This window comes from Rhodopseudomonas pseudopalustris (assembly GCF_900110435.1).
Classification (GTDB): Bacteria; Pseudomonadota; Alphaproteobacteria; order Rhizobiales; family Xanthobacteraceae; genus Rhodopseudomonas; species Rhodopseudomonas pseudopalustris.
Genome location: NZ_FODT01000004.1, coordinates 336,673 through 360,681 on the forward strand (window position 1 = coordinate 336,673; position 24,009 = coordinate 360,681).

General features: G+C 64.0%; 20 protein-coding genes. 12 read left to right on the top strand and 8 right to left on the bottom strand.

Annotation, left to right across the window (positions count from 1 at the left end; translation table 11 throughout):
- Nucleotides 1-22: 22 nt before the first annotated feature.
- The 4 genes from pqqB to pqqE are packed head-to-tail and all read left to right on the top strand — an operon-like array spanning nucleotide 23 to nucleotide 3,212.
- Nucleotides 23-949: a pyrroloquinoline quinone biosynthesis protein PqqB gene (gene pqqB / locus BMY71_RS10425; protein ID WP_092683538.1), complete on the top strand. Its 927-nt coding sequence runs from the start codon at nucleotides 23-25 to the stop codon at nucleotides 947-949.
- A complete protein-coding gene (pqqC, locus tag BMY71_RS10430; protein ID WP_175557646.1) occupies nucleotides 946-1,710 on the top strand; it encodes a pyrroloquinoline-quinone synthase PqqC in 765 nt (254 codons plus the stop codon). The genes pqqB and pqqC overlap by 4 nt, the downstream gene beginning before the upstream one ends.
- A 9-nt stretch (nucleotides 1,711-1,719) precedes the next feature.
- Nucleotides 1,720-2,028 (top strand): pyrroloquinoline quinone biosynthesis peptide chaperone PqqD, encoded by a 309-nt coding sequence (gene pqqD / locus BMY71_RS10435; RefSeq protein ID WP_092683542.1) that lies wholly within the window; start codon nucleotides 1,720-1,722, stop codon nucleotides 2,026-2,028.
- The gene (gene pqqE / locus BMY71_RS10440; RefSeq protein WP_092683544.1) at nucleotides 2,025-3,212 is read left to right on the top strand and encodes a pyrroloquinoline quinone biosynthesis protein PqqE; all 1,188 of its coding nucleotides are present in this window, start codon (nucleotides 2,025-2,027) and stop codon (nucleotides 3,210-3,212) included. Before pqqD ends, pqqE begins: the two co-directional genes overlap by 4 nt.
- A 325-nt stretch (nucleotides 3,213-3,537) precedes the next feature.
- On the opposite strand, the gene BMY71_RS10445 is transcribed toward pqqE, so the two are convergent.
- The 3 genes from BMY71_RS10445 to BMY71_RS10455 form a co-directional block, all read right to left on the bottom strand.
- On the bottom strand, nucleotides 3,538-4,647 hold the full coding sequence (locus BMY71_RS10445) for an S-(hydroxymethyl)glutathione dehydrogenase/class III alcohol dehydrogenase (RefSeq protein WP_092683546.1): 1,110 nt from the start codon (nucleotides 4,645-4,647) through the stop codon (nucleotides 3,538-3,540).
- 215 nt (nucleotides 4,648-4,862) lie between these two features.
- The gene (locus BMY71_RS10450; protein WP_011502454.1) at nucleotides 4,863-6,383 is read right to left on the bottom strand and encodes a helicase HerA domain-containing protein; all 1,521 of its coding nucleotides are present in this window, start codon (nucleotides 6,381-6,383) and stop codon (nucleotides 4,863-4,865) included.
- Nucleotides 6,384-6,554: 171 nt separating this feature from the next.
- Nucleotides 6,555-7,175 (bottom strand): TetR/AcrR family transcriptional regulator, encoded by a 621-nt coding sequence (locus BMY71_RS10455; RefSeq protein ID WP_092683548.1) that lies wholly within the window; start codon nucleotides 7,173-7,175, stop codon nucleotides 6,555-6,557.
- A gap of 96 nt (nucleotides 7,176-7,271) precedes the next feature.
- Between BMY71_RS10455 and BMY71_RS10460 the strand changes: the two genes are divergently transcribed.
- The 6 genes from BMY71_RS10460 (at nucleotide 7,272) to dusA (ending at nucleotide 15,801) form a co-directional block, all read left to right on the top strand.
- Nucleotides 7,272-8,348: an efflux RND transporter periplasmic adaptor subunit gene (locus BMY71_RS10460; RefSeq protein ID WP_283804813.1), complete on the top strand. Its 1,077-nt coding sequence runs from the start codon at nucleotides 7,272-7,274 to the stop codon at nucleotides 8,346-8,348.
- Entirely contained in the window at nucleotides 8,345-9,418 is a 1,074-nt protein-coding gene (locus BMY71_RS10465) for an efflux RND transporter periplasmic adaptor subunit (protein ID WP_011502457.1), read from the top strand. Before BMY71_RS10460 ends, BMY71_RS10465 begins: the two co-directional genes overlap by 4 nt.
- Nucleotides 9,415-12,471 (top strand): efflux RND transporter permease subunit, encoded by a 3,057-nt coding sequence (locus tag BMY71_RS10470; protein WP_092683552.1) that lies wholly within the window; start codon nucleotides 9,415-9,417, stop codon nucleotides 12,469-12,471. The genes BMY71_RS10465 and BMY71_RS10470 overlap by 4 nt, the downstream gene beginning before the upstream one ends.
- Nucleotides 12,472-12,781: 310 nt before the next feature.
- The gene (locus tag BMY71_RS10480) at nucleotides 12,782-13,975 is read left to right on the top strand and encodes a patatin-like phospholipase family protein (RefSeq protein ID WP_092683729.1); all 1,194 of its coding nucleotides are present in this window, start codon (nucleotides 12,782-12,784) and stop codon (nucleotides 13,973-13,975) included.
- Between the two features lie 120 nt (nucleotides 13,976-14,095).
- On the top strand, nucleotides 14,096-14,665 hold the full coding sequence (locus tag BMY71_RS10485) for a hypothetical protein (RefSeq protein WP_244526023.1): 570 nt from the start codon (nucleotides 14,096-14,098) through the stop codon (nucleotides 14,663-14,665).
- A 149-nt stretch (nucleotides 14,666-14,814) separates the two neighbouring features.
- A complete protein-coding gene (gene dusA, locus BMY71_RS10490; protein ID WP_283804814.1) occupies nucleotides 14,815-15,801 on the top strand; it encodes a tRNA dihydrouridine(20/20a) synthase DusA in 987 nt (328 codons plus the stop codon).
- Nucleotides 15,802-15,856: 55 nt separating this feature from the next.
- Here the strand turns inward: dusA and BMY71_RS10495 are convergent, their stop codons facing one another.
- The 4 genes from BMY71_RS10495 to BMY71_RS10510 all read right to left on the bottom strand — a co-directional run bounded on the left by BMY71_RS10495 (nucleotide 15,857) and on the right by BMY71_RS10510 (nucleotide 19,299).
- Nucleotides 15,857-16,387: a TIGR02281 family clan AA aspartic protease gene (locus BMY71_RS10495; protein WP_011502463.1), complete on the bottom strand. Its 531-nt coding sequence runs from the start codon at nucleotides 16,385-16,387 to the stop codon at nucleotides 15,857-15,859.
- Between the two features lie 10 nt (nucleotides 16,388-16,397).
- Nucleotides 16,398-16,604, bottom strand: coding sequence for a DUF1289 domain-containing protein (locus tag BMY71_RS10500; protein WP_092683556.1), 207 nt, complete (start codon nucleotides 16,602-16,604; stop codon nucleotides 16,398-16,400).
- A gap of 45 nt (nucleotides 16,605-16,649) precedes the next feature.
- Nucleotides 16,650-18,242, bottom strand: a complete 1,593-nt coding sequence (locus BMY71_RS10505) for a sensor histidine kinase (RefSeq protein ID WP_092683558.1) — start codon at nucleotides 18,240-18,242, stop codon at nucleotides 16,650-16,652.
- A gap of 172 nt (nucleotides 18,243-18,414) precedes the next feature.
- The gene (locus BMY71_RS10510; protein ID WP_283804815.1) at nucleotides 18,415-19,299 is read right to left on the bottom strand and encodes an NAD(P)-dependent oxidoreductase; all 885 of its coding nucleotides are present in this window, start codon (nucleotides 19,297-19,299) and stop codon (nucleotides 18,415-18,417) included.
- Nucleotides 19,300-19,607: 308 nt separating this feature from the next.
- Between BMY71_RS10510 and BMY71_RS10515 the strand changes: the two genes are divergently transcribed.
- The gene (locus BMY71_RS10515) at nucleotides 19,608-20,726 is read left to right on the top strand and encodes an Mrp/NBP35 family ATP-binding protein (protein ID WP_092683560.1); all 1,119 of its coding nucleotides are present in this window, start codon (nucleotides 19,608-19,610) and stop codon (nucleotides 20,724-20,726) included.
- Between the two features lie 219 nt (nucleotides 20,727-20,945).
- On the top strand, nucleotides 20,946-22,034 hold the full coding sequence (locus BMY71_RS10520; RefSeq protein ID WP_011502468.1) for a TRAP transporter substrate-binding protein: 1,089 nt from the start codon (nucleotides 20,946-20,948) through the stop codon (nucleotides 22,032-22,034).
- Between the two features lie 112 nt (nucleotides 22,035-22,146).
- On the opposite strand, the gene BMY71_RS10525 is transcribed toward BMY71_RS10520, so the two are convergent.
- Entirely contained in the window at nucleotides 22,147-23,988 is a 1,842-nt protein-coding gene (locus BMY71_RS10525; protein ID WP_092683562.1) for a TRAP transporter large permease, read from the bottom strand.
- Nucleotides 23,989-24,009 lie beyond the last annotated feature (21 nt).

The window sequence follows — 24,009 nt, forward strand, 5'->3', positions numbered from 1 at the left end:
CCTTAGCGAGCGGAGGCTCCCGATGATGCGGGTCGTCGTTCTTGGAGCGGCGGCCGGCGGCGGCGTGCCGCAATGGAATTGCGGCTGCTCCGTTTGTCGCGCCGCCTTTGCCGATCGTGACCTTCGACGCACCCAGGCGTCGCTGGCGGTCAGCGCGGATGGCGATCACTGGTTCCTGATCAACGCGTCGCCCGATCTGCGCCAGCAGGTGATCGCGACGCCGCAGCTCCATCCAAAGCCGGGAGCCCTGCGCCATTCGCCGATTGCGGGCGTGATCCTGACCAATGGCGAAGTCGATGCGGTGGCGGGGCTGCTGTCGATGCGCGAGGGATCTCCATTTGCGATCTACGCTCACGCCAAGGTGCTGGCGATCCTGAAGGCCAACAGCATCTTCAATGTGCTGAACGAGAAACTGGTGTCGCGTCGGCCGATCGAGACCGATCGGCGGTTCGAGCCGACGCTGCCGGACGGAACGCCGTCGGGTCTCGGCGTCGTTGCTTTCGCGGTTCCCGGAAAGGGCGCGTGGTATCTCGAAGGGCAGGCGCACCCGGGCGGTGATGTGGCCGATGGCGATACCCTCGGGCTGACGATCACCGACAAGGCGACTGGCCAATCCATCCACGTGCTTACAGCCTGTGCGCGCGTGACCGATGATCTGAAAGCGCGGCTCGCCGGTGCGCCGCTGGTGTTGTTCGACGGAACGGTGTGGCGCGACGACGAATTGATCACCGCCGGGCTCGGCCACAAGACCGGGCAGGCGATGGGCCACATCGCGATGTCGGGCGACGCCGGTGCGATTGCCGCGCTCGGCGACCTCGACATTGCGCGAAAACTATTCGTGCATATCAATAACTCCAACCCTGCGCTGCTGTGCTGTTCCGCCGAGCGTGAAGCTGCCGAGCGAGCCGGTTGGGAAATCCCGTCCGACGGGACGGAGGTGACGCTGTGAATGCGATGACCGCGTTTTCGATCAACGGCGCAGCCTCGCTGCGAAGCGCAGATGAACTCGAAGCCGCGCTGCGGCAGATCGGCGCGGCGCGCTATCACAATCTGCATCTGTTTCATCGGCTGTTGCACGGTGGCCAACTGACCAAGGGGCAGGTGCAGGCCTGGGCGCTGAACCGCTATTATTATCAGAGCACGATCCCGATCAAGGACGCGGTGGTGATCTCGCGCTTCCGCGACCGCGCGACAAGAGTGGAATGGCGGCACCGGATCGAAGATCACGATGGCGACATCGGCAGCGAGGGCGGCATCGAGCGCTGGCTGAAGCTGACCGAAGGGCTCGGACTCGACAGCGCCTATGTCGAATCGACCGAAGGCATCCTGCCGGCGACGCGGTTTGCGGTGGACGCCTATGTGCATTTCGTCCGCGACCGGACGCCGCTGGAAGCGATCGCATCGTCGCTGACCGAATTATTCGCGCCGAACCTGCACGAGGAGCGCATCTCCGGCATGTTGGCGCATTATGATTTCGTCAACCCGGAGATCATGAGCTACTTCAAGCGCCGGCTCGCGCAAGCGCCGCGCGACGCCGATTTCGCTCTGGACTACGTCAAGCGCCATGCCGCCACGCCGGCCGAGCGCGAGGCGGTGTGCAACGCGCTGATCTTCAAGACCAACGTGCTGTGGGCGCAGCTCGACGCGCTGCACCACGCTTATGTCGACGGCCACATCCCGCCCGGCGCATTCGTGCCGCAGGCCGGGTGAGGGCAGGCGATGGCGTCGCGCAACATCATTGTCAGCGAAGTGAGCCGGCCGGTGCTGCCGCGGCACGCGAAGCTGCGGTTCGACGAGACGCGGCAGCGCTGGGTGATCCTCGCGCCCGAACGCGTGCTGGCGCCGGATGACATCGCCGTCGAGATCCTGCAGCTTTGCGATGGCGCGCGCAGCGTTTCGGCGATCATCGACCAGCTCGCGACCAAGTACACCGCCGATCGCGCCGAGATCGGAACCGATGTCGTCGCGATGTTGCAGGACCTCGCCGACAAGGGATTTCTCACCGAGGCGCGGGAGAGCGCGCCATGAGCGCTTCGATCGATCGCCCGACGAGCGCGGTTGATCCAGCCGATGGCGTCGCGGTGTTGGAAACCCGCGGCTCGGTCGCGGAGAGCTTCGGCATTCCGCTCGCGGTGCTGCTGGAATTGACGCATCGCTGCCCGCTGCAGTGCCCGTATTGTTCGAATCCGGTGGAGCTGGAGCGCGGCGGCACGGAGCTGTCGACCGACGAATGGAAGCGGGTGTTGAGCGAACTCGCCGCGATCGGCGTGCTGCAGATTCATTTCTCCGGCGGCGAGCCGACCGCGCGAAAAGATCTCGACGAACTGGTGCGGCACGCCAGCGAGGTCGGGCTGTACACCAATTTGATCACGTCGGCGGTGCTGCTGACGCGCGAGCGCCTCGCGGCGCTTGCCGACGCCGGGCTGTGCCACGTCCAGATCAGCTTTCAGGGCAACGAGCCGGCCGTCGCCGATCGCGTCGCGGGTTTCGCCAGCGCTCATGCGAAGAAAATCGAAGTCGCGCGCTGGACCCGCGAGCTCGATCTGCCGCTCACCGTCAATGCCGTGATGCATCGGCAGAATCTGCATCAACTGCCCGACATCATCGAGATGGCGGTCGCACTCGACGCCGATCGACTCGAAGTCGCCAATGTTCAGTATTACGGCTGGGCGCTGAAGAACCGCGCTGCGCTGATGCCGACGCTGCAGCAGATCGAGGGCTGCACGGCGATCGTGGAGGCGGCGCGCGAGCGGCTGAAGGGCGTGTTGGCGATCGACTACGTCATCCCGGACTACTACGCGCTGCGGCCGAAGAAGTGCATGGGCGGCTGGGGCCGGCAGTTCTTCAACATCTCGCCGAGCGGCAGGGTGCTGCCGTGCCACGCCGCCGAGACCATCACCGGCCTCGCATTCGAGTCGGTGCGGGGCGGCAAATCGATTGCGGAGATCTGGCGCAGCTCCGAAGCGTTCAACCGCTATCGCGGCACCGGCTGGATGCAACAGCCGTGTGCAAGCTGCGCCTTCAAGGACATCGATTTCGGCGGCTGCCGCTGTCAGGCGTTTGCGCTCACCGGTGATGCTGCGGCGACCGATCCGGCCTGCGCATTGTCGCCGCTGCACGTGCGCATCTTCAAGACAGCGGAGGCGGAAGCGGCGCAGGGCAGCGACCGCTTCCTGTATCGCAATTTCGCCGGCGGGACGGCGGAGGCGTGATCGGCTCAAATCTCTCGTTCGTCATTCCGGGGCACGCGCAGCGTGAACCCGGAATCCATAGCCCCTGGAATTGATGCTTTACTGAAGAAGTGACAACGGCCGCGCGTAAACGAGAGCACGGGGCGTATGGATTCCGGGTCTGCGCTGCTACGCAGCGCATCCCGGAATGACGACCGGAGAGGTATGTCGTTGTATCGGATTCCGGGTTCGTCCGCAGCTTCGCTGCGGCGCCCCGGAATGACGTTGAGAGGTGTGTAGTCGCTTCGGATTCCGGGTCTGCGCGCCAAGGGCGCGCATTCCGGAATGACACGTCGATAGGACGTGCCTAGAACACCACCACCGACCGGATCGACTTGCCCTCGTGCATCAGGTCGAAGCCCTTGTTGATGTCCTCGAGCTTGAGCAAGTGGGTGATCATCGGGTCGATCTCGATCTTGCCGTTCATGTACCAGTCGACGATCTTCGGCACATCTGTGCGGCCGCGAGCGCCGCCGAAGGCCGATCCCTTCCAGACGCGGCCAGTGACGAGCTGGAATGGTCGCGTCGAGATTTCCTTGCCGGCTTCCGCGACGCCGATCACCACCGAGACGCCCCAGCCGCGATGGCAGGCTTCCAGCGCCTGCCGCATCACGGTGGTGTTGCCGGTGCAGTCGAACGTGTAGTCCGCGCCGCCGTCGGTCAGGCCGACGAGGTGTTGCACGATGTCGCCGTCGATCTTTTTCGGGTTGACGAAATGCGTCATGCCGAAGCGGCGGCCCCATTCCTCCTTGTCGTCGTTGATATCGACGCCGACGATCTTGTCGGCGCCGACCATCCGCGCGCCCTGGATCACGTTGAGGCCGATGCCGCCGAGCCCGAACACCACGATGTTGGAGCCGGGCGTGACCTTGGCGGTGTTGACCACCGCGCCGACGCCGGTGGTGACGCCGCAGCCGATGTAGCAGCTCTTGTCGAACGGCGCGTCGTCGCGGATCTTCGCCACCGCGATCTCGGGCAGCACGGTGAAGTTCGAGAAGGTAGAGCAGCCCATATAGTGATAGATCGGCTTGCCGTTGTAGCTGAATCGGGAGGTGCCGTCGGGCATCAGGCCCTTGCCCTGCGTCGCGCGGATCGCGGTGCAGAGATTGGTCTTCTGGCTGAGGCAGCTTTTGCACTGCCGGCATTCCGGCGTGTACAGCGGGATGACGTGGTCGCCGGGCTTCACCGAGGTGACGCCTGGGCCGATCTCGCGGACGATGCCGGCGCCCTCGTGACCGAGGATCGAGGGGAAGATGCCTTCGCTGTCGAAGCCGTCGAGCGTGTAGGCGTCGGTGTGGCAGATGCCGGTCGCCTTGATCTCGACCAGCACCTCGCCGGCCTTCGGCCCCTCGAGATCGAGTTCGACGATTTCGAGCGGCTTCTTGGCTTCGAACGCCACGGCGGCCCGTGTCTTCATGACGATTCTCCCTGCATCAGTTTTGCTTCGACTGGCGTTACAGCTATTCCGGTTCTGATTGAATCGGAAACGAAGCTCTAACTTGATGTTCTGAAGCGTTTTCTTGACGCGAACCGGCATCCACTTCGCTCGAAAACGCTATAGGTATCGCAAATCGGCGGCGGGACCGGAACCGTTTTTTGGCGAGCGATTCTGAACAGCGCGCGGGGGCCGCTTCAAACCGACGGCGCGTCGCAGGCGTCTTCGGCCGGCATCTCTTCGGCGGCGTTGGGGTCCCCGGGCGCGGTCGCCCAGGCGAGTTCGACCAGCGTCACCGTGCGCCGGCCGGTGCCGTCGAACTGGCAGACGATCAGCCCCTGTTCCTCGATATAGGTCAGCAGCCGCCGCGCCCGGCGGAGTGAGTGTGTGCCATAGGCGCGGGCGATCGCGGCGTCGCCAGGGCAGGGCCAGCCTTCCTTGGCCGCGCGCGCGATCATCATGAACACGCCCTGCATGTCCTCGGGCAGCATCCCGGCGCGGATCGAGACGTCCTGCCAGCCGTCGTCGTCCGCCATGTCCTCGGTGGTGAGACCGGCGCGGGCGTGGGTCAGCATCCGGCGGAAATCGGTCATGTCGGGGACCGACGCCACCAGGCCTTCGATCCGGCAGCGCACCACAAACTCCTGATACAGCACCCCGATGGCCCGAAAGCCGGCGTCGGGTTCGGCAAGGATCGCGCGCAGGATGCGGTCGAGCCGCTCGCGGCGCGCCGTCAACTCCTCGGCACTGAGCGGCTGCTCGACCGGCTCCGGACGAACCTCCAGCGCGGCGGACTTCGCCGCCATCAGCTGGCTCAGCAGATCGGGCGCAGAGCGGCGCTGCGGCCGCATCACGGTCTCGGGCGGCGGTTCGGCGAGGATGATGGCGCGGGCGTCTTGCAGCGCCGCTTCGGGCAGCGGCATCAGCCGCGGGGTGGCGTTGCGCGGGTGGGTGTCGGTCGGCCCGATCCGCAGCGCCAGCGGGCGGCGGGACAATGCGGGGCCGAGCGCCATGAATTGCCCGCGCTCGAGGTCGCGGAATGCATCCGCCTGGCGCCGCTCCATGCCGAGCAGGTCGGCGGCGCGCGCCATGTCGATATCGAGGAAGGTGCGGCCCATCAGGAAGTTGGACGCCTCGGCGGCGACATTCTTGGCGAGCTTTGCCAGACGCTGGGTCGCGATCACGCCGGCGAGGCCGCGCTTGCGGCCGCGGCACATCAGATTGGTCATTGCGCCGAGCGACAGCTTGCGCGCTTCGTCCGAGACTTCGCCGGCGACAGCGGGGGCGAAGAGTTGCGCTTCGTCCACCACCACGAGCATCGGGTACCAGTGGTCGCGTGCGGTGTCGAACATGCCGCCGAGAAAGGCCGCCGCGCGGCGCATCTGATTCTCGGCGTCGAGCCCTTCGAGATTCAGCACGGTCGAGACACGATGGATACGCGCGCGCTCACCTGCAACCTGCAGCCCGCGCTCGGTGTGGTCTTCGGCATTGATGACGAGGTGGCCGAACGGCTCGGCCAGGGTCACGAAGTCGCCTTCGGGATCGATGATCGCCTGTTGCACCCATGGCGCGCTCTGCTCCAGCAGGCGGCGCAGCAAATGCGATTTGCCGGAGCCGGAATTGCCCTGCACCAGAAGGCGGGTCGCCAGCAATTCCTCGAGGTCGAGTGTCGCCGATCCGCCCGCCGTGGTTTGCCCCATTTCGATCGCAACGGTCATGGCTCAGCCGACTCTCCTTTCGGAGGGGCGGGCTTAACAATCCGAGCGCAACCCGTCGAGCGCCGCGGGCGCTCGGCTCATTGTTATGCACGGCTGGTTGCCGCGAGTTCCGTGGAACCCGATCATGCGCCAGCCGTTCTGTCTGGCCGCTTCACGCATGCAGCGGCCCGATCATTTGGCAAGGCCGCGCATGATGAGATCGATGCTGGCTTCCGTGAAGGCGCTCATGTCGAATTGTCTCCGTGTGCCGAACAGCAATGACCACAGGCTCAGCAGCAGCGCGGGGCTCATGACGATTTCGGTGAACGCGGTTGCGGGGGCGTCGCGGAACTCGCCGGCGGCGACGCCGGAATCGATCACATTCTTGAACTGCTGCATCATCGGCTCGACGAACTCGTCAAAATGCCGGTCGACCAGCCCGGGGAATCGGCCTCCCTCGGAGATCAGGAAGCGCAGGATCTCGCGGGACGCCCGGTTCTCCGCAATGTGCGCATAAGTGAAGATCACCAATGCACGCAGGCGTTCTGTGTGCGAACCTCCGAGGGTGAGGGCGTAGTCTTTTAGATTCGGAAGAAACTCGTTGGATTTGTGCCGGACCATTTCCTCGAACACGCGTTCCTTGGTGTCGAAGTAAAAATAGATCGTTCCCTTGGTCACCCCGGCGAGGGCGGCGACGTCCTCGAGACGAGCCGCTGAGTAGCCGTGCTTCACGAATTCCTCGAAGGCCGCGTCGAGGATCTCTGCCGGCCGCTCGGCTTTGCGCCGGGCACGTTTCTTTGTTTCAGGAGGCATTATGGGAACTCCATTCACCTGCATCATATTATTGACTTTCGAGTCAGTCAATAGTAAGCAAATGCCTATGCTATTGTTCAAATGAGCCGATCCCTCATGCTCCCTTCGCTCCGGAACGTCCTTTGGCTGCCTGTTTGCGTGGTGCTGGCGGGCTGCAGTGAAGAAGCTCCCCAGAATCGGCCGGCGGCCTTGGTCAAGACCGAGCTCGTGCGGTTGCAGCCCCGGCAGACCGTCATTCGTCTGACCGGCGACGTTCAGGCGCGCGTCAGCACTGAATTGTCATTCCGGGTGAGTGGGCGGGTGATCGAGCGCCTTGTGGATGTCGGCGCCCATGTGAAGGCCGGCGACGTGCTGGCGAGGATCGATCCGACCGAGCAACGCGCCGACCTTGTCGGCGCGCAGGCGGCAGTGGCGGCTGCGGAGGCTCAATTGCGTCTCGCCAAGGCGACCTTCGAGCGGCAGAAGTCGCTGATGGCCAGCGGCTTCACCACCCGGGTGGCATTCGATCAGGCGCAAGAGGGGTTGCGGACCGCGGAAGGATCGCTCGACACGGCCAAGGCGCAGTTGGGCATCGCCACCGATGCGCTGAGCTATACCGAGCTTCGGGCCAGCGCTGCGGGGATCATCACTGCGCGCAACATCGAGGTCGGTCAGGTCGCGCAATCCGCCCAGTCTGCTTACACACTCGCCGAGGATAACGCCCGTGACGCCGTGTTCGACGTCAACGAGTCGATCTTCCTGACGCCGCTCGAGGGCAGCACCGTCAAGCTGACAATGGTGTCGGACCCGTCGATCAGCGCGATCGCGCGTCCGCGCGAGATTTCTCCCACGGTCGACCAGAAGAGTGGGGCCGTCCGGGTCAAGCTGTCGATCGAAGATCCGCCGGCGGCGATGACGCTCGGCAGCATCGTGACCGGCGAGGGGCGCGGCAGGCCGGTCGACAAGATCGTGCTGCCCTGGAGTGCCCTGAACGCCAATCTCACTGGGCCGGCCGTCTGGGTCGTCGATCCAAAAACCCGCGCGGTGGCGCTCAAGAATGTCGTGATCGAGAGCTACGAAACCAATTCGATCGTGGTCGGCGGCGGTCTCACCGCCGGCGAGCGGGTCGTCGTCGACGGCGGCAAGCTGCTCCGGCCGGCACAAATCGTCACCTATGACGGGGAAAACTCATGACCTCGCCGCGGATCATTGGCGTGATCGCAGTCTGCGCGCTGGTCGCCGGCTGCCAGGAGAAGGCCAGCCAACCGGAACCGATCCGGCCGGTGCTGTCGACCGTCGTCGCGCCGCTGGAGGCAACAAGCCTGGCCGTGGTCGGCACCGTCGAACCTCAGTTCAAGACGGATTACGGCTTTCGTGTACTCGGGCGCCTGATCGCGCGGCCGGTCAATATCGGCGACGTCGTTTCGAAGGGGCAGGCGCTCGCTGCGATCGATCCGTTCGCGGCGGAACTGGCCGTCCGCTCGGCGCTGGCCGACGTTGCGACGGCTCAGGCGCAATTGGCGAACGCCAACGCCACCGCCAACCGCCAGCGAACGCTGATCGAAACCGGCGCGACCACCAAGGCGACGCTGGATTCCGCAGAGCAGAGCAATTCGGCCGCGCAAGCTGCGGTCATTCGTGCCCAATCAAGCCTGACCAAGGCGCGCGAACAACTGAGCTACACCAAGCTCGAAAACGAATATGCCGGGGTCGTCACCGCAGTCGGCGTGCAGGTCGGACAAGTCGTCAATCCCGGTCAGACCGTGGTGACGGTTGCACGACCGGATATCCGCGAGGCGGTGATCGACGTCGCCGACGATCTTGCTGGCGTTCTGCGGACCGGCATGCCGCTGACGGTGGCACTGCAACTGGATCCCCGAATCCGCGTCGAGGGCAGAGTGCGTGAGATTTCGCCGCAAGCCGATCCGGTGACCCGAGCACGCCGGATCCGCATCACTCTCGACAATCCGCCGGAGACGTTCCGGCTGGGATCCACGATTACGACGCTCATTCCGGGGAAACCGGCGCGGGGATTTCGCTTGCCGGCAACGGCGATCCTGACGGAGGGCGGCCAATCGAGCGTCTGGATGATCGATCCCGCCGCCAAATCGGTCACCAAGCGCAAGGTGCAGGTCGTGACCAATGACGACGGTTCGGTCGATGTCGTCGAGGGAATCGAGGCCGGCGCGCGTATCGTGACGGCGGGCGTGCATCATCTCAAGCAAGGCCAGAAGGTCCGGTTCGAAGAGGGAAGCGTCTCGTGAAGTCTTTCAACCTCTCCGACTGGGCTCTGCAACATCGTTCGCTGGTCTGGTACTTCATGATCGCGTTCATGTTCGCCGGGCTGTTCTCCTACCTCGAGCTCGGACGCGAAGAAGACCCTGCCTTCACCATCAAGACCATGGTGATCCAGGCCAAGTGGCCTGGCGCCTCGGCTGAAGAAACCACGCGACAGGTCACCGACCGGATCGAGAAGAAGCTCGAGGAACTGGAGTCTCTGGACTACACCAAGAGCATCACCACGCCCGGACAGACGACGGTGTTCGTCAATCTGCGCGACACCACCAAGGCGCGCGACGTCACGCCCACCTGGGTCCGCGTCCGCAATATGATCAACGACATCAAGGGTGACTTTCCGGAGGGCGTGATCGGACCGGGTTTCAACGACCGCTTCGGTGACGTGTTCGGCAATATCTACGCCTTCACCAGCGACGGCCTGACCCAGCGGCAGTTGCGAGACAAGGTCGAGGAAGTCCGCGCCCAGGTCCTGCAGGTGCCTAATGTCGGCCGCGTCGACATCGTCGGCGCGCAGGACGAGGTGATTTTTCTCGAGTTCTCGACCCGCAAAGTCGCGGCCCTTGGTCTCGACCAGCGTTCGATCCTGACATCGCTCCAGGCGCAGAATGCGATCACTCCGTCCGGTGTGCTGCAAGCCGGGCCGGAGCGGATCAGCGTGCGGGTCAGTGGGCAGTTCACCTCGGAGGAGAGCCTCAAAGCGATCAATTTGCGCGTCAATGATCGGTTCTTTCCGCTCACCGACGTCGCCACCATCCGCCGCGGCTATTCCGATCCGCCGACGTCGCTGTTCAGGTTCAAGGGTGAGCCCGCGATCGGCTTGACGATCGGCATGAAGGCCGGCGCCAATCTGCTCGAATTCGGCCAAGCGCTGAAGAAGGAGATGACGCGGATCTCAGCCGACCTGCCGGTCGGCGCCGAAGTTCATCTGGTATCCGATCAGCCGCAGATCGTCGACGACGCAGTTTCGGGCTTCACCCGGGCTCTATTCGAAGCGGTCGTCATCGTGCTGGCGATCAGTTTCATCAGCCTCGGAATGCGTGCCGGCCTCGTTGTCGCGATCTCGATTCCACTGGTGCTGGCGATCACCTTCATGGTGATGTCCTATTCCGGAATCTCGTTGCAGCGGATTTCGCTGGGGGCGCTGATCATCGCTCTCGGCCTTCTGGTCGATGACGCAATGATTGCGGTCGAAATGATGGTGGCCCGGCTCGAGGTCGGCGACACGCTCGCCAAGGCCGCAACCTACGTCTACACCTCGACTGCCTTTCCGATGCTGACAGGCACGCTGGTGACGGTCGCGGGCTTCATCCCGATCGGCCTCAACAGCAGCGCGGCGGGCGAATTCACCTTCACGCTGTTCGTCGTGATCGCGGTGTCGCTGCTGACATCGTGGATCGTCGCGGTCCTGTTCACGCCTCTGCTCGGCGTCACCATCCTGCCGGACAAGATGAAGAGCCATCACGAGAACAAAGGATGGTTTTCGACCGGCTTCAGTCGCGTGCTGATTTTTTGCATGCGGCGGCGCTGGTTGACGATCACGGTGACGCTGGCAGCGTTCGCGCTGTCGATCGTCGGGATGCGGTTCGTCCAGCAGCAGTTCTTCCCATCTTCCGATCGCAAGGAACTCATCGTCGACTGGAATCTCCCCAAGAACAGCTCGATTGCCGAGACCAGCGCGCAGATGGCGCAGTTCGAGCGCGAGGCGTTGCAGGGTAAGGACGGCATCGATCACTGGTCGACCTATGTCGGTCAGGGGGCGCCGCGTTTCGTGTTGTCGTTCGATGTTCAACCCGCGGATTTCTCGTTTGGGCAGATGGTGATCGTGACCAGAAGCCTGGCTGACCGGGACCGGCTGAGGGGCGAGTTGCAGGGCTATCTGAAAAAGACGTTCCCCGGGACCGACGCACTGGTGAATCTGCTCGACATCGGCCCGCCAGTCGGGCGGCCGGTCCAGTATCGTCTCAGCGGCCCGGACATTGCAAAAGTACGTGCCCTGTCGCGCGAGCTCGCTGGCATCGTTGCCGGCAACCTGCATCTCGGCGACGTGGTGTTCGACTGGATGGAGCCCGCGCGGGTCGTCAAGGTCGACGTGCTGCAAGACAAGGCGCGGCAGCTCGGCGTGACCTCTGAAGACATCGCGTCTACGCTCAACAGCATCGTCGACGGCGTATCTATCACTCAGGTTCGCGACGACATCTATCTGGTCAAGGTGCTGGGCCGCGCCAACGCTGCAGAGCGCGGTTCGATTGAAACGCTGCGCAATCTGCAATTGTCGGGCAGCAGCGGACAGTCTGTTCCGCTCGCGGCGGTGGCAACGTTCCGCTACGAGCTCGAGCAGCCGACGATCTGGCGGCGGTCGCGTCTGCCGACGATCACCATCAAGGCAAGCATTCGGGATGGCGTTCAGCCGGCGACTGTCGTCCAGCAGTTGAAGGCGCCGATCGCCGAATTCTCCTCGAAGCTGCCGGTCGGCTATTCCGTCGCGGTAGGCGGCAGCGTCGAGCAGAGTGGAAAGTCCCAGGCGCCGATCGCCGCGGTCGTGCCGATCATGCTGTTCGCGATGGCGACCATCCTGATGGTGCAGCTGCAGAGCTTCAGCCGGCTGTTTCTGGTGTTCGCCGTCGCACCGCTGGCTTTGATCGGCGTCGTCGCGGCATTGTTACCCAGTGGGGCGCCGCTCGGCTTCGTCGCGATCCTCGGCGTGCTGGCGCTGATCGGAATTCTGATCCGCAATTCGGTCATTCTGATCGTGCAGATCGAACATTTGCGCAGTGAGGGCAAGCCGCCATGGGAAGCGGTGGTCGAGGCGACCGAACATCGTATGCGACCGATCCTGTTGACCGCCGCCGCGGCCAGCCTGGCGCTGATCCCGATCGCGCGCGAGGTGTTCTGGGGGCCGATGGCCTACGCGATGATGGGTGGCATCATCGTCGGAACGGTTCTGACGCTGCTGTTCCTGCCCGCGCTCTACGTTGCGTGGTTCCGTATCAAGATGCCCGAAGAAGGCGCGCCTGCATGACACGTAAAGACTTGGACTCCTCGCTGCCGTCGCTGTGTCGCGGCGCCCGTGTTCGGATGAGCGCGCTCGGACGAGCCCGCCATCCCAAATACGGCGATCGGGAAGGGCTGATTGTGGGCCAGGGCTCTCCGAGCAGTTGGAGGGTCAAATTCGATGACCGCAAGACCATTCAGGCCATCCATCAGGATTACCTCGAACGTGTTCCCCGGTCGACGCAGTCGCCTCCTCAATCCGCCGATCCGAGGGCTGCCCGGCATCGCGCTGCCTCGTCAAATCCTTAAGTCTTTTCTCCGATTGTGTGGGTATGGTCATGCGTAACATTCAACGGTCGCTTGTCGTCCCTCTCGTCATCGCGCTGAGCGGGCTGCTGGCCGGGTGTGCATCGCAACCGCGCGTGCCGTACACCGCCGCGGAGGCGGCCGATGCACGGGTTCTCGATCTTACAAACCTGCGGCGCTATGCCGACGAGCCGGCGGCGGCGTTCCGGGACGACAAATTGATCGCAGGGCCGCGCACCTATCTGGCGCTGTCGGGTGGCGGCGCCGACGGCGCCTATGGCGCGGGCGTGCTCAACGGATGGACGGAGACGGGCACGCGTCCCTCGTTCTCGATCGTCTCGGGGGTCAGCACCGGCGCCCTGATCGCGCCCTTTGCGTTTCTCGGTCCGCAATACGACCCGACCTTGCGCGAGTTCTACACCAGCGGCATCGCCGAGAGCCTGCTCGACTCGCTGAACCCGTTCAATGCGATCTTCGGGTCGGGTTTGTTCGGCAACACCCGGTTGCGCGAACTGGTTGCTCAGTACATCGACGCGGATTTCGTGGCGGCAGTGGCCGCCGAGCACGCCAAAGGGCGATTGTTGTTCGTTGTGACGACCAATCTGGATTCCCAGCGTGCGGTGATCTGGAATCTGGGGCGGATCGCTTCGCTGCACACGATGGAAGGCCTCAACCTTTTCAGAGACGTGGTGGCCGCATCAGCGAGTCTGCCGGCGGTGTTTCCGCCGATGCTGGTGAATGCGCAAGCCGCTGGCGTCCGGTTTCAGGAGATGCATGTCGACGGCGGTGTGACCGCGCCGGTCCTGACGCTGCCCGAGGCCTATTTGCTGCGCAACGCGTCATGGGGCAAATCGTTGGACCTGCAGCTCTACATCCTCATGAACAACAAGATCGAACCGGAATTCCAGGTGGTTCAGAACCGGACGCTCGAGATCGCGGCGCGGTCGTCGTCGACGCTGATCAAGGCGCAGACCCGCTCGATCCTCTACACCACCTATGATTTTGCCCGCCGCAACAAATACGGTTTCAACCTGACCTACATCGAAACCGAGCGGCCACCGTCCCCAGCCGGATTCGACACCGCTTACATGCGCGCGTTGTTTCAATACGGCTACGACAGGGCGAGGTCGGGCCATGCGTGGTCGAAATCGCCTCCCCCGCTTGGTCCGGCGGTGGCGCCCGTCGCCGACACGGCGCCAGTCCGGCGTTTGGCCGGCGCGAACTGAACCAACGCTGGCGATGCGGCGGCAGGCCGCCGCATCATGGACCAATGACTCATCGACCAGTGAATTGAGGCGGGTATGTCTGTGCGTATGGCTCTCACAGCGCTGACGACGGCGTTGCTGTTGCTCGGTCAGGCGTCCGTTGTGCATTCCGCGCTTGAGCTTCCGGATGCAATTGAAGATCCGGCCGGGACGTCCAACCAGGAACAAGCCGGACCGATCGTCGGATCCGGCGCGGACATTGTCCGGATCGTGGAAAAGAACCTGATCGGATTCAGGGTCTATGATCTCAGCTTCAACGGCGACGGCGCCGCGCCATCGTTCGACGTCAAATCCTATCGCGGCGACAGGATCTGGAACACCGTGGTCGACGCCACGACACGACAGATCGTTCGGTCCGCGATGGTGATGTCGACGTCCGACCTGCACGGCGAAGACCGGAGGAATATCGACGACTTCAAGCGATCGAGGATGGCTCTTTCCGAAGCGATTGCGATTGCCGAGAAATACGGCCCTGGCAATGCGATCAGTGCAGGGCTTCACCACGCCGGCGGCAGATTGGTGTTCGTGGTGGTTGTTGTTTCCAACGGTGAGCTTAAGGAGATCGTGATCCGTGCGGACCGCGATAAGCGGGGAAGGCGGCTCGATACGGAGAATCCGGTCAGCGATGGCGCGCTACGCGCGCCTGCGTGAGCGATATCCAGCCGACCGCCGCAGCGGCGCCAGTTCATACGGGCCATCCTGGGGCGAGCCCAAGCCCATGATGTAACTGGAAATAATCTCCTGCTTCATGTATCGCTGCCACGATCAAATCTGGTGTCACCGATCCGCGGACGAAGTCATTGGTCGATAAGTGGAAATTCTGCACTGCGCCGATGATGGAATGGACGGATACGCGCTGCCGCGTATTCCATCGTCTGCTGACCAGACGCGGCCGGCTCTACACCGAGATGCTGACCTGCGGCGCGGTGATCCGTGGCGACCGGCAGCGGCTGCTCGGGTTCGACGCATCTGAACATCCGGTGGCGCTGCAACTCGGCGGTTCCAATCCGGCCGACCTCGCGACCGCCGCGACGATCGGCGAAGACTTTGGCTATGACGAGATCAATCTCAATGTCGGCTGTCCGTCCGATCGGGTGAAGGAAGGCCGGTTCGGCGCCTGCTTGATGGCGGAGCCGATGCTGGTCGCGGACTGCGTCGCCGCAATGAAACAAGCGGTGACGATTCCGGTGACGGTCAAATGCCGGATCGGCATCGACGATCAGGATCCGGAGACGGCGCTCGACAATCTGGCGCAAAGCGTCGTCGCGGCCGGCGTCGATGCGCTGATCGTCCATGCCCGCAAGGCCTGGCTCAATGGCCTGTCGCCGAAAGAGAACCGCGACATCCCGCCGCTCGATTACGACCGGGTGTATCGGCTGAAGCGGGCGATGCCCGCGGTTCCGATCATCATCAATGGCGGTATCACCAGCATCGCGCAGGCGAAGCAACATCTCGCTTATGTCGACGGCGTGATGCTTGGACGCGCCGCCTATCAGGAGCCTTGGCGGCTGCTCGACGTCGATCCCGAGCTGTTCGGCGAAGCTGCGCCCCACGCCACGATGAAAGACGCGCTCGAAGCGTTGATGCCGTATATCGAGGATCAGCTCGCGCAGGGCGTGCGGCTGCATGCGATCACTCGGCATCTCATCGGCGCGTATCAGGGCGTGCCCGGCGCGCGGGCTTTCCGGCGCTATCTGTCCGAATTCGGGGTGAAGCCGGACGCCGACGTCAGCGTGTTGGCAAAGGCGATGGTCGCGGTCGGAGAGAGGACGTCCGAGGCGGCGTGATCCTGCCGGGGCACGGATAGCCTCGCCGTCGGTAGCTACCTCACGGATAGCTTCGTCACGGATAGCCTTGCATCCGCAACTGATCGGCGCGCACTTCCCAGCTCTCCAGCCTGTCGAGGAAGCTCATGCCGAGCAGATTGGTCTTCATCTGGCCGCGCGGCACCACCAGCGCCGGCACCGAGCGTTCCACCAGTCTGCCGATCGCGATGCTGTCGAGCGACAGCCTGGCGGCGCGGGTGCGCCCCCCCGCGGTTTCCACATCGACGTTGAAATCGAGAATCTCGAGCGGCAGCCCGGCCGCCTTTGCGGTCTCATAAGTGAGGACGACCGAGGTCGCGCCGGTATCGATCACCATTGGGGCGCTGACGCCGTTGACCTTCGCGCGCAGGGCAAACTCACCGCCGGTGCCGCGCGGAATCTGCACGACGCGGCGATGGCCGGTGGCGGCGGTCGCCGCGGCGACACGATTGCGCAGCATGGTCGACATCGCATCGCCCGCGTCCGAGATGCGCTTCGGATCGCCATAGGCAACCACCGCGCCCGCTGTCCCGAGCAACACCACGAGCACGAGCAGGATCCGGCTCACGGAACACCTGTCAGGGTGTGCGATCCATGCGCGGCTTGGGTGGTTTCAGGCCGGCCTCGGCCATTCGACCGGGCAGCGTCGCCATGATCGCGAGCCGCTCGTCTGGCGCGAGCCGATGCCAGCGTGCGATCTCCGGCATGGTGCGACCGCAGCCGAAGCACAAGTCGGTGTGCGGATCGATCAGGCAGACCGCGATGCAGGGCGTCTCGATGCTCATACTGGATCGTGACGGACATTGGACGATTCCCGCAAGTCCCCATCGCTACAGCCCGGTGCCGGCGTTCATGATCGGCTTGCCGCGAACACGGCTGCGCTCGTCGGTCTCGACGAGGCTCGGCTGCAGCGGCGCTTCGTCCGCCATCGGCGCCAGCGCCGACATCACACGCTCTGGCGGGAAGGTCACGATCACTTCGGTGCCGATCCGCAATTTCGACTTCAGCGTGAAGGTGCCGCCGTGCATGTCCACCAAGCTCTTGGCGATCGGCAGTCCCAGGCCGGCTCCCTGTTCGGCAGATTTGATCGAGTTGGAGCCTTGCCCAAACGAGGCCAGCACGATCGGGATTTCCTCCTCGGGGATGCCCGAGCCGGTGTCCTTGACGCTGAGATATTGACCGCCCGACGCGGTCCAGCCGACCTTGAGCCAGATCTCGCCGCCCTGCGGCGTAAACTTGATCGCGTTCGACAGCAGATTGAGCACGACCTGACGCACGGCGCGCTCGTCGCCCCAGATCCGCGGCATGCCTTGTTCGAAAACTTCGTGGATGGTGATGCCGCGGCTGGAGGCGCGCAGCTTCAGCAGGTGGTGACAGTCGCTCACGACATGGACAAGTGAGATCGCTTCCTCGTTGAGCTCGTAGCGGCCTGCCTCGATCCGCGACAGGTCGAGAATTTCGTTGATCAGGTTGAGCAGGTGGACGCCGGAATTGTGGATGTCCGCCGAGTAGTCCTTGTAGACCGGCACGGCGTGCGCGCCGAAAATTTCGCTCTTCATCACTTCGGAAAAGCCGAGAATGGCGTTGAGCGGCGTGCGCAGTTCGTGACTCATCTGCGCGAGGAACCGCGACTTGGCGACGTTCGCGGCTTCGGCGCGGTGCCGCGCCTCGTCCGAAATCGCCTTGGCCTGTTCGAGTTCGCCGATCAGCGCGTCCTTTTCGGCGCGCGCTTCCAGGGTCGCCAGCGTCGTCGAGTGCAGGCGATGGGCGAGCAGGGCGAAATAGCCCTCGGCCGCGACCGTGAGCGCCGCCAGCACGTAGCTGTCGAAGGTGCCGCCGAGGATGAAGTTCAACGCGATCGCGCAGGTCACCGGCACCGTCGTCGCCAGCGCCGCGATCGGCAGGCTCGCGGCCAGCATGCTGGAGACCGCGACCACCAGCAGCATCAAGAACATCAGCAGCGTGTTGGAGACGACAGTGAGCCCGAGAGGGTGCACCAGGATCGTGGTCCAGGCGAGGCCATACAGCAGATCGAGCGCTACGAAGCGCCGCCGCCAGCCGCGAGTGCGGGGCGGCGAGGCCGGTTCCTGCAGGAAGCGGTTGCAGTTGCGGATCACCACGGCATGGACGCACAGCATCCCGACGGTCCAGGCGCCGGCAGTGATCGGATCGAGCCAGACTCCGAACAGCGCGCCGGTGACGACCACCAGCAGCATGATGACGAAGGACGCCGACAGCCGGGTCTGCGCGTATTGCCGGACGAGTTCGTGATCGAAGGCCGGGCGGGTGCCGCTGGTCGAGGTCAGCCGATCGCGAGCTTCGCGGACGCGCTGCGCGGCAGCGCGCCGGTTACGTGCCGGGGCGACCACCGGGCTCTCGGCCGGAAGCTGGAACACTTCGGGCTTTTCGGCGGACTCACTCATCAACCAACACAATTCCAGCGCAAAAACGCGCGCAGTTACATCAGCCTATATCTGGCTTCAAATCCTTAAGAGCAGCCTTAGAGGGAAAGATATTCCGGTTAACGACTGGCTAATGATCGAGGTTACCGCGCCGTGAAAACCGCGATCCTCAGACAATTGTGAGCCCGGCGCCTCAGCGTTCGAGCCGTGCCAGCAGGCTGGAGGTGTCCCAACGGCGTCCGCCGATCTTTTCGACTTCGGCGTAGAAGGCATCCACCAGCGCGGTCACCGGCAGGCTGGCGCCGTTGCGGCGGGACTCGGCCAGGCAGATCGACAGGTCCTTGCGCATCCATTCGACCGCGAAGCCGAAATCGTATTTGCCGTCGTTCATCGTCTTGTGCCGGTTCTCCATCTGCCAGGACTGCGCGGCGCCCTTGGAGATGGTGTCGATCACGGCGTTGACGTCGAGGCCCGCCTTCTTGGCGAAGTGGATGCCTTCCGACAGCCCCTGGACCAGCCCGGCGATGCAGATCTGATTGACCATCTTGGTGAGCTGGCCGGAGCCGGCCGGTCCGAGCAGCTTGCACATCCGCGCATAGGACGCGATCACCGGCTCGGCCTTGGCATAGGCCCCGTCGCTGCCGCCGCACATCACCGTCAGGACGCCGTTCTCGGCGCCGGCCTGGCCGCCCGACACCGGCGCATCAATGAAGGCGAAGCCGGCCTTGGTCGCGGCCGCATCCAGCTCGCGCGCGACCTCGGCGGACGCGGTGGTGTGATCGACGAAGATCGCGCCGGATTTCATCGCCGCGAACGCGCCGTCGTCGCCTGTGGTCACTGCCCGCAAGTCGTGGTCGTTGCCGACGCAGGCCATCACGAAGTCCTGATCCTTGGCCGCTTCAGCCGGCGTCGCCGCCGTGCGGCCTCCAAACTGATCGGCCCAGCTCTTTGCTTTTGCGGCGGTACGATTATAGACGGTGACGTCGTGCCCTCCCTTTTTGACGAGATGTCCGGCCATCGGAAAACCCATCACGCCGAGACCGAGGAAAGCGACTTTGGCCATGTCTGTACCCTTCAGATTGCGCGGCCCGATCGAATGCCGGCCGAATCGAGTTGAGGCAGTCAGCGTAGCCTGATGCAGGCCCGCGGCAGGTGAGTCAGCATAGGCCGCGAGGCTCGACGGGCAAGGGGCTGACGGGGGCAATTGTCTTCGATCGAATTGCTGGGGCCGTATCTCTTGCAGTGCAAAAGACCGTTTCGCCGAGATCATCCGCTGCTGTAAGACCAGCCGTAACGATGGCGAGGGCGGGTGAGAGTTGAATTCTGTCCTTGAACCCAACCACCCCATATGTTCGGTCTGGCGCGGATCGGCGGAGGAGAAGTCCATTGAGCGTGACGCAACAACAGATTCGCGACAGCCTGGCCAAGGTGATGACGCCGCGCGGCGTGGCACTCACGCAAGCTGATGTTCTGTCTGAAATCGCGGTAACCGACGGCAAGGTCTATTTCTCGATCAATGTCGATGCCGCCGAGGCGCGGTCTTGGGAAAGCGTGCGGGCCGCGGCCGAGGCGGCCGTGCGTGCGGTTCCCGGCGTCACCAGCGCGCTCGCCGCGTTGACCGCCGAGCGCCGCCCTGGCGCGGCGCAGCCGCCACGATCCGGCGTCGCGCCGGCCGCGGCGCATCGGCCGGCGCCGGCCGGCGGCGCGCAGTCGCCGATGTCGAAGCAGGCGGAGATTCCCGGCGTGCGCGCGGTGATCGCGGTGGCGTCCGGCAAGGGCGGCGTCGGCAAGTCGACCACCTCGCTCAATCTGGCGCTCGGGCTGCGCGATCTCGGCCTGCGGGTCGGGCTGCTGGACGCGGACATCTACGGCCCGTCGGTGCCGCGACTGACCGGCATCCAGGAGAAGCCGCAGCTCGACGACAGCCGCCGGATGATCCCGATCAAGCGCTTCGGACTGTCGATCATGTCGATCGGCTTCCTGGTCGAAGAGGAAGCGCCGATGATCTGGCGAGGGCCGATGGTGATGTCCGCGATCACCCAGATGCTACGCGACGTCGATTGGGGGCAGCTCGACGTCCTCGTGGTCGACATGCCGCCGGGTACCGGGGACGCTCAGCTCACATTGGCGCAGAACGTGCCGCTGAAAGGGGCGGTGATCGTCTCGACGCCACAGGATCTGGCGCTGATCGACGCGCGGCGCGGGCTGGCGATGTTCACCAAGGTCAATGTGCCGGTGCTCGGCATCATCGAGAACATGAGCTACTTCCTGTGTCCGGAATGCGGTACGCGGTCCGATATCTTCGGCCACGGCGGAGCCCGCCATGAGGCTGAGCGGCTGGGCGTGCCGTTCCTCGGCGAAGTCCCGCTGCACATCGACATTCGCGCCGCCTCCGACGCCGGCAGACCGGTGGTGGAGAGCGAGCCGAACGGTCCGCATGCGGGGATCTATCGCGCTATCGCAGGTCAGGTCCGTGATCGCCTGAAGACCGCCGCAGCAATCTGACGCAGGGGCGCTGCGCGCGGTGCCGCAAAGGACCGCGCGCAGCCGCAAAGAATATTCGCCTTCGACTTTGGTTTAATCTCCACGTTCATGCCCGCCGCGGCGTTCCCGCCGCCAGCCATCCGTGATAGAGACGCTTCACCAAGCGGCTTCGTGCGGATCGCTTCTTCCGTCAAACGCAAGCCAAGGAATCCGGGAACGCCGGCAACAAGGAGATGCCTTATGAAACGTCGTGACTTTCTGAAAGTATCAGCAACCGGCGCCGCGGTCGCGGCGGTGGCCTCGCCGGCGATCGCTCAGTCGTCTCCCGAGGTGAAGTGGCGGTTGACCTCGAGCTTCCCGAAGTCTCTCGACACGATCTATGGCGGTGCGGAATATCTCGCGAAGCAGGTCGCCGAGATGACCGACAACAAATTCCAAATCCAGGTGTTCGCCGCCGGCGAAGTGGTTCCGGGTCTGCAGGCGCTCGACGCCACGTCGAACGGCACCGTGGAGATGAGCCACACGGTTTCCTACTACTATGTCGGCAAGGATCCGACCTTCGCGGTGTTCGCGTCGGTGCCGTTCGGTCTCAACGCGCGGCAGCAGAACTCGTGGCTGTATCAAGGCGGCGGCAACGAACTGGCCAACGAATTCTACAAGAAGCACGGCGTGGTCGGCTTCCCCTGCGGCAACACCGGCACCCAGATGGGCGGTTGGTTCCGTAAGGAAATCAAGACCGTCGCAGACATGTCGGGCCTGAAGATGCGGATCGGCGGCATCGCCGGTCAGGTGCTTCAGAAGGTCGGCGTTGTGCCGCAGCAGATCGCCGGCGGCGACATCTATCCGGCGCTGGAAAAGGGCACCATCGACGCGGCCGAATGGGTCGGCCCCTATGACGACGAGAAGCTCGGCTTCCAGAAGGTCGCGAAGTACTATTACTATCCGGGCTTCTGGGAAGGCGGCCCGACCGTGCATGCCTTCGCGAACCTCGAAAAGTTCAATGCGCTGCCGAAGAACTATCAGTCGATCTTGGCCAACGCCGCCGAGTCAACCAACACCTGGATGGCGGCACGCTATGATATGCAGAATCCGACCGCGTTGAAGCGACTGGTGGCGAGCGGCACGCAGCTGCGTCCGTTCTCCAACGAAATCCTCGATGCCTGCCTCAAGGCCACCAACGAGCTGTGGGGCGAAATCTCGGCGAAGAACGCCGACTTCAAGAAGGCGATCGACGCGATGCAGGCCTATCGCTCCGACCAGTATCTGTGGTGGCAGGTCGCCGAATACACTTACGACAGCTTCATGATTCGCTCGCGCACCCGCGGCTGATCCGACGCCTGAAACAACAAACCCGGCCTTCGAAAGAAGGCCGGGTTTTTTATTTGGCTGAGGGGGTGAGATGGAAGGCGGCGGCGTTATCGCCGCCAGCCGAGCAGGGTGCTCAGAACTTCGGTGGGCCGAAGTCGAGCTGCGGGGTCTCCATCTGCGGGATATCGATCTGCACCTTGGACGGATCGACCGTGCTGGCGACGCCCTTGTAGTGCATCACCATCGCCGGGAACGTGATCACCAGGGCGACCATGATCAGCTGGATGATCACGAACGGCACGGCGCCCCAGTAGATCTGTCCGGTGGTGACCGGCGCCATCCGTTTTCCGGTGACCCTGTCGAGATAGGATTCCTTCGGTGCCACCGAGCGCAGATAGAACAGCGCGAAGCCGAACGGCGGGTGCATGAACGAGGTCTGCATGTTCACGGCCATGATGACGCCGAACCAGATCAGGTCGATGCCGAGCTTCTCTGCAGCAGGTCCAAGCAGGGGAATGACGATGAAAGCCAGTTCGAAGAAGTCGAGGAAGAACGCCAGCACGAACACGAAAGCGTTGACGAAAATCAGGAAGCCGAGCTGCCCGCCGGGCAGGCCGACCAGTAGTTCCTCGACCCAGCGATGGCCGTCGACGCCGTAAAAGGTCAGCGAGAACACGCGGGCGCCGACCAGGATCATCACTACGAAGGCCGACAGCTTGGCGGTCGCCTCGGTGGCCTGGCGGGTGAGGTCGAAGGTCAGCCGGCCCTTCATCAGCGCGAGAATCACCGCGCCCGCGGCGCCCATCGCGCCGCCCTCGGTCGGGGTCGCTACGCCGATGAAGATGGTGCCGAGCACCAGGAAGATCAGCCCGAGCGGCGGCACCATCACGAACACGACCTGCTCGGCGAGTTTGGACAGCAGCTTCAGGCGGAGAAACCGGTTGATCACGGCGATGACGAACGACAGCCCGACGGTCACCGACATCGTCAGCACGACGTAGTCCGCGCCGCTCTTCACCTCGGTGTAGCGCATCGCGATGATGCCAATCGTGGTCGACAACACCACGACCAGGTACAGCGAGGTCGTCATGGTGCGGATCAGGCCGATGAACGGCCGGAACAGCACCGCGAGCAGGATCACGAACCAGAAGCCCTGCATCACCAGCGTGGACAGGCCGACCTTGTCGAACGCCGGCATGCTCCAGCTGAATCCGTCGAGATGCACCGCGAAAAAATAGGAGGCGGCGGCTGCCGAGATCGCCGCGAGCGGCAGGATCATCGGGCTCTGCAGGGTGCCGTGTTCGCGCAGGGTCTGCGCTTCCAGCGGCAGACCGGGCACGGCCTTCGGTGCGAACACCGTCACCAGGAAGATGTACCCGGCGTAAAGCAGCGACAGCACGATGCCGGGAATGAACGCGCCTTCGTACATGTCGCCGACCGAACGGCCGAGTTGGTCGGCCATCACGATCAGCACCAGCGACGGCGGGATGATCTGCGCCAGCGTGCCCGATGCGGCGATCACGCCGGTGGCGACGCGGCGGTCGTAGCCGTAGCGCAGCATGATTGGCAGCGAGATCAGGCCCATCGAGATCACCGATGCGGCGACCACGCCGGTGGTGGCCGCGAGCAGCGCGCCGACGAACACCACCGCATAGGCGATGCCGCCGCGGATCGAGCCGAACAACTGCCCGATGGTTTCGAGCAGGTCCTCGGCCATGCCGGATCTTTCAAGCACAAGCCCCATAAAGGTGAAGAACGGAATCGCCAGCAGGGTATCGTTGTTCATCACGCCATAGACGCGATCGGGCAGGGCCTGCATGAAATCGGGCCGGAACAACCCGAGTTCGATGCCGATGAACGCGAACATCAGGCCGTTGGCGGCGAGCGAGAAAGCGACCGGATAGCCGAGCAGCAGGAAGATCACCAGGGAGCCGAACATGATCGGCGCCATGTAGTGAATAAACATAGCGGTCATACGAACCGGCTCCCCAACGCA

Excerpts from the sequence above, each read along its gene's own strand:
- pqqD (WP_092683542.1), top strand. The coding sequence starts at position 1,720 with ATGGCGTCGCGCAACATCATTGTCAGCGAAGTGAGCCGGCCGGTGCTG.
- BMY71_RS10505 (WP_092683558.1), bottom strand. The coding sequence starts at position 18,242 with ATGAGTGAGTCCGCCGAAAAGCCCGAAGTGTTCCAGCTTCCGGCCGAG.
- BMY71_RS10520 (WP_011502468.1), top strand. The coding sequence starts at position 20,946 with ATGAAACGTCGTGACTTTCTGAAAGTATCAGCAACCGGCGCCGCGGTC.
- BMY71_RS10480 (WP_092683729.1), top strand. The coding sequence starts at position 12,782 with ATGCGTAACATTCAACGGTCGCTTGTCGTCCCTCTCGTCATCGCGCTG.
- BMY71_RS10455 (WP_092683548.1), bottom strand. The coding sequence starts at position 7,175 with ATGCCTCCTGAAACAAAGAAACGTGCCCGGCGCAAAGCCGAGCGGCCG.
- BMY71_RS10445 (WP_092683546.1), bottom strand. The coding sequence starts at position 4,647 with ATGAAGACACGGGCCGCCGTGGCGTTCGAAGCCAAGAAGCCGCTCGAA.
- pqqB (WP_092683538.1), top strand. The coding sequence starts at position 23 with ATGATGCGGGTCGTCGTTCTTGGAGCGGCGGCCGGCGGCGGCGTGCCG.
- pqqE (WP_092683544.1), top strand. The coding sequence starts at position 2,025 with ATGAGCGCTTCGATCGATCGCCCGACGAGCGCGGTTGATCCAGCCGAT.
- BMY71_RS10450 (WP_011502454.1), bottom strand. The coding sequence starts at position 6,383 with ATGACCGTTGCGATCGAAATGGGGCAAACCACGGCGGGCGGATCGGCG.
- BMY71_RS10460 (WP_283804813.1), top strand. The coding sequence starts at position 7,272 with ATGCTCCCTTCGCTCCGGAACGTCCTTTGGCTGCCTGTTTGCGTGGTG.
- BMY71_RS10525 (WP_092683562.1), bottom strand. The coding sequence starts at position 23,988 with ATGACCGCTATGTTTATTCACTACATGGCGCCGATCATGTTCGGCTCC.
- BMY71_RS10465 (WP_011502457.1), top strand. The coding sequence starts at position 8,345 with ATGACCTCGCCGCGGATCATTGGCGTGATCGCAGTCTGCGCGCTGGTC.
- BMY71_RS10500 (WP_092683556.1), bottom strand. The coding sequence starts at position 16,604 with ATGAGCATCGAGACGCCCTGCATCGCGGTCTGCCTGATCGATCCGCAC.